The sequence below is a fragment of the Microbacterium sp. PI-1 genome, assembly GCF_004337555.1.
In the GTDB taxonomy this organism is placed as follows: domain Bacteria; phylum Actinomycetota; class Actinomycetes; order Actinomycetales; family Microbacteriaceae; genus Microbacterium; species Microbacterium aurugineum.
In genome coordinates this window covers 1-5,856 of sequence record NZ_SJYZ01000049.1, presented here as the reverse complement: position 1 = coordinate 5,856, position 5,856 = coordinate 1, and the positions used below count along the sequence as shown (strand labels likewise).

At 70.1% G+C, this 5,856-nt stretch carries 5 protein-coding genes; all 5 read right to left on the bottom strand.

Features of this window, described 5'->3' with window-relative positions; all coding sequences use genetic code 11:
- Positions 1–144: 144 nt before the first annotated feature.
- The gene (locus tag E0W80_RS18880) at positions 145–753 is read right to left on the bottom strand and encodes a TetR/AcrR family transcriptional regulator (RefSeq protein WP_081997108.1); all 609 of its coding nucleotides are present in this window, start codon (positions 751–753) and stop codon (positions 145–147) included.
- Between the two features lie 79 nt (positions 754–832).
- On the bottom strand, positions 833–2,152 hold the full coding sequence (paaK, locus tag E0W80_RS18875; protein ID WP_131494532.1) for a phenylacetate--CoA ligase PaaK: 1,320 nt from the start codon (positions 2,150–2,152) through the stop codon (positions 833–835).
- A 30-nt stretch (positions 2,153–2,182) separates the two neighbouring features.
- Positions 2,183–2,611, bottom strand: coding sequence for a hydroxyphenylacetyl-CoA thioesterase PaaI (paaI, locus tag E0W80_RS18870; RefSeq protein ID WP_131494530.1), 429 nt, complete (start codon positions 2,609–2,611; stop codon positions 2,183–2,185).
- Between the two features lie 113 nt (positions 2,612–2,724).
- Positions 2,725–4,011 (bottom strand): sensor domain-containing protein, encoded by a 1,287-nt coding sequence (locus E0W80_RS18865; protein WP_131494529.1) that lies wholly within the window; start codon positions 4,009–4,011, stop codon positions 2,725–2,727.
- 145 nt (positions 4,012–4,156) lie between these two features.
- A partial coding sequence (gene ptsP / locus E0W80_RS18860; protein ID WP_205802392.1) for a phosphoenolpyruvate--protein phosphotransferase occupies positions 4,157–5,856 on the bottom strand: 1,700 nt, incomplete at its 5' end.

Sequence of the window (5,856 nt, the reverse complement as noted above, 5' to 3'; positions counted from 1 at the left end):
TCCGTCGTCGACGCCCCCTTCCGTCGTCGACGCCCCCTTCCGTCGTCGAGGCCCCCTCGAGTCCGCGTCGCCCCAGCGGGGCGTGGACGACAGGACGGGGCCTCGACGACAGGACGGGGTGGCGGGATGGCGGAGCGGCGCGGGTCAGCGACGACGCAGTCCGTCGAGCGCGATGGCCACGACGTCGTCCGCCAGCCGATCCGCGCCTTCTCTGCCCCCGGGTCGGTACCACTCGACGATCGAGTTGATCATGCCGAAGGTCAGGCGGGCGACGACGCTGGCGTCCATGTCGGCGCGCAGTGCGCCCTCAGCCTGCGCCTCGGACACCAAGGCCGTGATCCGACGATCGAAAGCGCGACGACGGGTCAGCGCTCGACGCTCCACCTCGGTGTTGCCGCGCACTCGGAGCAACAGCGTGACCGCCGGCAGCTGCGCGATCAGGACGTGCACGGCGCCGCGGAGCACATGCTCGAGTCGTGCCACGGCGCTGGCCTCGACCGCCGACGCGGGAAGCGGGTCGTCCACCACGGCCTCGAGTCCGCTGAGCGCCGCATCGAGAGCGAGGTCGAGGATCTGGTCCTTGGACCCGAAGTGGTGGTAGATCGCGGACTTCGACAGTCCGAGCCGCTCGGCGAGCATGCCGATCGACGTGGCGTCATAACCGTGCTCGTTGAAAGCGGCGACCGCGACCGCGAGGATGCCCTGCTGGTCGTATCCCGGGCGGCCGCGTCGTGTGCTCTGCATCTCTGACATCATGCACAGTCTCGCATCCGATCGTGCCGTGCGGCGGGAGCGGTGGCCGCGAGGCGTGCTCGGCCACCGCTCCCGCGGGTCAGCGCAGGTCGTAGACGCGCTTGTACTTGCCTTCGCTCCGCGGCAGCGTGCCCGGCTCCTCGAGCTGGACGGCGACCGTGGAGCCGACGAACACCTTGATCCGCTGCGCCAGCACCTTCGCCGCGCTGGTGCAGGTCTCGACCGAGAGGTCGGGGTGCCGCTCGATACGCACGGTCATCGTGTCCATCCGGCCCTCCTTGGAGAGCTCCAGGATGAAGTGGGGGGTCAACTGCTCGATGCCGAGCACCAGTTCCTCGATCTGCGTCGGGAAGAGGTTCACGCCCCGCAGGATGATCATGTCGTCGTTGCGCCCGGTCACCTTCTCCATGCGCCGCATGCCGGGCCGAGCGGTCCCGGGCAGGAGCCGGGTGAGATCGCGGGTGCGGTAGCGGATGACCGGGAAAGCCTCCTTGGTGAGGGAGGTGAACACGAGTTCGCCGAGTTCGCCGTCCGGGAGCGCGGCCCGGGTCTCGGCGTCGATGACCTCCGGCAGGAAGTGGTCCTCCCACAGGTGCGGGCCGTCCTTGGTCTCCAGGCACTCGTTGCCCACGCCCGGTCCCATCACCTCGCTGAGCCCGTAGATGTCGAGGGCGTCGATGCCGAGTCGCAGTTCGAGCTCCTGCCGCATCTCGTTCGTCCACGGCTCCGCTCCGAGCACCGCGACCCGGAGCGAGGTCGAGCGCGGGTCGATGCCCTGCGCGACCATCGCGTCCGCGATCGTCAGGAGATAGCTCGGCGTGCAGAGGATCGCGTCCGGCTCGAAGTCGCGGATGAGCTGCACCTGTCGCGCGGTCTGGCCGCCGGACATCGGGATGACCGTGGCTCCGAGCGCTTCGATTCCTGCGTGCGCACCGAGCCCACCGGTGAAGAGGCCGTAGCCGTAGGCGTTGTGCACCTTCATCCCCCGGCGGATGCCGCTGGCGCGCAGTGACCGGGCGACCAGCGATCCCCAGCGATCGAGATCGCCGCGGGTGTAGCCCACGACGGTCGGACGCCCCGTGGTGCCACTGGACGCGTGGATGCGAGCGACGTCCTCCATCGGCACGGCGAACATGCCGAACGGGTAGGTCTCGCGCAGATCGTCCTTCGTCGTGAACGGCAGCCGCTCGACATCGGCGAGGGTGCGGATGTCGTCGGGGTGTACTCCGGCGTCATCGAACTTGCGCGTGTACAGGGGCACGTTCGCGTAGGCGTGGCGCACGGTCTGCTGCAGGCGGGTGAGCTGAAGCCGCTCGATCTCCGCTCGGCTCATGCGCTCTTCGGCGTCGAGCTCGTCGGCCGAGGGCGGGTGGATGCGGGTGGATGCGGCGGTCGTCATCGACACGGGAGACTCCATCGGATCGGGGGGTCAGAAGGTCTGGGTGGTGGTGCGCGAACGGCCACGGAACTCCGCGACCGTGTCGCCGAGCTCATCGACCACGGTCACGTCATAGATGCCGGAGCGGCCGGTGCGGGTGCGGCGGACGGCCGTCGCGGTCAGCGTCTGCCCGGCGACCGTGGACTTCAGGAACGAGATATCGGCGCCCGCGGCGACCGTGACCCTGTCGTCCTCGTTGCAGGCGATCGCGAACGCGGTGTCGGCCAAGGCGAACACGAAGCCCCCGTGCGTGATGTGGAACCCGTTCGTCATGTCGTCACGCACGCGCATCGAGACCACGGCGTGACCGGGGTCGTCGCGCTCGACGACGAGTCCGAGTGCGGCCGAGGCCTGATCGCGCTCCATCATCGCGCGGTTCGCCCGCACCGCATCCGTGGTGCGCGTCATCGCTTCCGTCATCGTCGACCTCCTCGTCGCGTGGTGCCGCGGCAGCGGTGCCCCGACGGGCCCATACTAACTGAACGATCGGTTAGTAATGAAGCCCGATGCGAAGATCGGTCTGCGAGAAGGCGTCAGCCGAAGATCAGCGCGTTGCGCAGGGTGGCATCCTCCAGCGTGATCCCGGTGATCACGGCACCGTCGTCGCCGACCGAGTCACGGTCGAGACGGAAGCGCAGCGTCACACCCTCTCGGGTCGACCACTCGTAGAAGTACTCCCCCGAGGAGACGATACGAAGGTCCGTGCCTTCCGGGAATGCGGCGACGGCGACGGAGACGGGATCCCCGACCTTCACGCCGTCTGCGGACGGAAGCGCCGCTCCGTCATCCGACCGATCGCCGACGGTGTTCGCGATCCCCACGGTGAGGGCCGAGACCAACGTCCCGCCTTCCTGCGTTTCGAGCAGCAGCGACGCGGAATCATCCGCGGCGATCAGTCGCGTCGGTCCCCCTTCCCACTCGGGTTCCTGGATGCGGGCTCCGGGCGCCGCCGCGATCGCCTCGTCGAGCTCGACGCCCAGCTGCACCGGCCCGACGCCCACCGGAGTGATCTGCCAGGCGCTCCACGGCGCGGCCGGGTCGGCTGCCGCGGGCGTGTCGACGGGCGCAGGAGGGTTCGCCGTCAGCTCGTCGATCAACATCCGCCGAGCCTCCTCCGCGCGATCGCGCAGCAGCGCTGCGGCGGCCTCGGCGTCGAACGCCGGCTCGCCGGTGAACGGCTGCCACACCTCGACGATCACGTTCCCGACCGAGACGTAGCTCTTGTAGAGGCTGTGGCCACCACCGGTCGAGTAGGTGATGATCAGCGAGCCGGCAAGGGCTCGGATGCCGCCGTCGCCTTCTGCTGTCGAAGACGCGAAAGTGGCCGGTCCGCCGAACTCGAATTCGACGCACTGCGCCGCCGCATCGACATACTGATCCATTCGGGCCTTCGCGGCCTCTTCGTCGGCGAACTGGAGCACGTGGAGCCACCCGTCACTCCCCTCCTCCGCCGTCGTCCAGGTGACGGAGCGCGCACCGATCGACCCCAACGAGGTCTCGGCCGCGAGCGCGCTGCAGATCGCGGGAACAGGCTCGGGGCCACCTCCATCGGAGACCTGGATCAGGGAGGAGACCGCCGGGCTGACCTCTCCGACATCGGGGAGCATGGCCGCGATCTCGTCGGCACTCAGGAGGAACCAGTCCAGCTCGTCTCCGACGAAGGCGATCGGCCCCGCATAGGGATCGGGCGTCGGAGCGACCGGAGCGGTGCTGGGCTCCGGCGTCGATTGCGGAGTGGGCGCGCAGCCGGCGAGCGCCACCAGGACACCCACCGCCAGAGCACCGATCACGCTCTTTCGTACCGACAGCTTCTGCGACATGTGTCCCTCCGACTCCTCTTCGGCGTCCGATCCGACACCCCGTTTCCGACGAGCCTAGGGCGAGGCTGCCGACCGGCGACGAGCGCCCAGGATGTCGATATCGGAATGAGACGGTGAACATTCCCCGCCGGGCATGAATCCGGGGTCAGAGAAACTCGGCGTGGGCCTCCCCCGTCCTCGCCACCGCCCTCGCCTCGTCGACGGTGCGTGCGCCGAGCACCGCTTCGGCAGCCCGGCGGCAGTCCTCCTCGCTCACCACGGAGAGGGCCTCGGCGACGCGGCCGAGCGACCGCGGAGTCATCGACAGCGAGGTCGCACCCAGGCCCACGAGAACCGGGGCGAGTGCGGGATCGCTCGCGGCTTCCCCGCACACTCCGACGGACTTCCCGGCCGCCCTCCCCGCCTCGCCGACGATGCCGATCAGGCGCAGGACGGCCGGCTGCCACGGGTCGTTCAAGTCGCCGAGATCACTCAGGAGGCGGTCGGCCGCGAACGTGTACTGGGCCAGGTCGTTCGTTCCCAGACTCACGAAGTCGACCACCTCGAACAGCTCCGCGGCGAGCAACGCGGCCGAGGGAGTCTCGATCATGATGCCCGCGCGTTCGATCCCCGCAGCACGAGCCCGCTCGGCGAACTCCCGCGCTTCTTCGACCGTCGCGACCATCGGAGCCATCACGTCGACCTGCGCCGACTCCGCTTCTGCGGCCCAGGCGAGCGCCCGCAATTGATCGTCGAGGAGCTGCGGACGACGACGCGCGATCCTCAGACCGCGGACCCCCAGGGCCGGGTTGTCCTCGTGATCCGCATTCGCGAACGGGAGAGGCTTGTCACTTCCGGCATCCAGCGTCCGAACGACCACCTTGCGGCCGGGGAAGGCAGCGAGCACGCCGCGGTATGCGGCGGTCTGTTCCTCGACCGACGGGGCGTCCGCCCTGTCCAGGAAGCAGAACTCCGTCCGGAACAGCCCCACGCCCTCCGCGCGCGCTGCCGCCGCGTTCACGGCGTCCGCGGCCCCTCCGACGTTCGCGAGCAGCGCCACGCGGTGTCCGTCTGCGAGACGCCCGGTCCCGTCGAACTCCACCGCGGTCGCCGCTGCCGCCGCTTCCGCGACCCGTGACTCCGGCGGGTCGACCTCGACCGTGCCGCGGCCGCCGTCGACGAGAAGCGTCGCCCCGACAGGAATGCCGACGGCGCCGGCCACACCGACCACCGCGGGAAGCCCGAGCGAGCGAGCGATGATCGCCGTATGGGAGGTCGGACCTCCCTGCTCTGTCACGAGGCCGACGCACCGCCCCTCGCCGAGCGTCGCCGTGTCGGCAGGCGACAGGTCGGTCGCGACGAGCACGAACGGTTCCTCACGCTCCGGCACCCCCGGCATGTCGACTTGGAGGATCTCGGCGATGATCCTGTCGCGCACGTCACGGATGTCCGCCGCGCGCTCCGCCATGCGACCGCCCAGTGCGGTGAGGCCCTTCTCGTGCGCCAGGCCGGTCTCCCACACGGCACGGGCGGCACTGCGCCCCTTCGCACGGACCAGCGCGGTCGCCTCGGAGACCAGCTCGGGATCGGAGGCGAGCAGCCGCGACGCATCGAGGATCGCCCGCGCCTCCCCCGTGGCCTGGGCAGTGCGCGTCCGCAGCTGGTCCGCCACCGCCACGGCCGCCCATTCGATCGCCGACACTTCGGCATCGCGTTCCTCCACCGCGATGACGGTGTCCGCATCGGGTTCAGCAACGGCCGGCGCGAGGTGCACGACGGGGGCCGCGACCCGACCGGGGCTCACCCCGCGCCCGCGCAGCACAGCGCCGGACGCGATCGTGACCGGGGCGCCCTCGACAGCGGCGG

Bases quoted from the DNA above. Each gene is read 5' to 3' on its own strand.
- E0W80_RS18865 (WP_131494529.1), bottom strand. From the start codon at position 4,011: ATGTCGCAGAAGCTGTCGGTACGAAAGAGCGTGATCGGTGCTCTGGCG.
- paaK (WP_131494532.1), bottom strand. From the start codon at position 2,152: ATGACGACCGCCGCATCCACCCGCATCCACCCGCCCTCGGCCGACGAG.
- E0W80_RS18880 (WP_081997108.1), bottom strand. From the start codon at position 753: ATGTCAGAGATGCAGAGCACACGACGCGGCCGCCCGGGATACGACCAG.
- paaI (WP_131494530.1), bottom strand. From the start codon at position 2,611: ATGACGGAAGCGATGACGCGCACCACGGATGCGGTGCGGGCGAACCGC.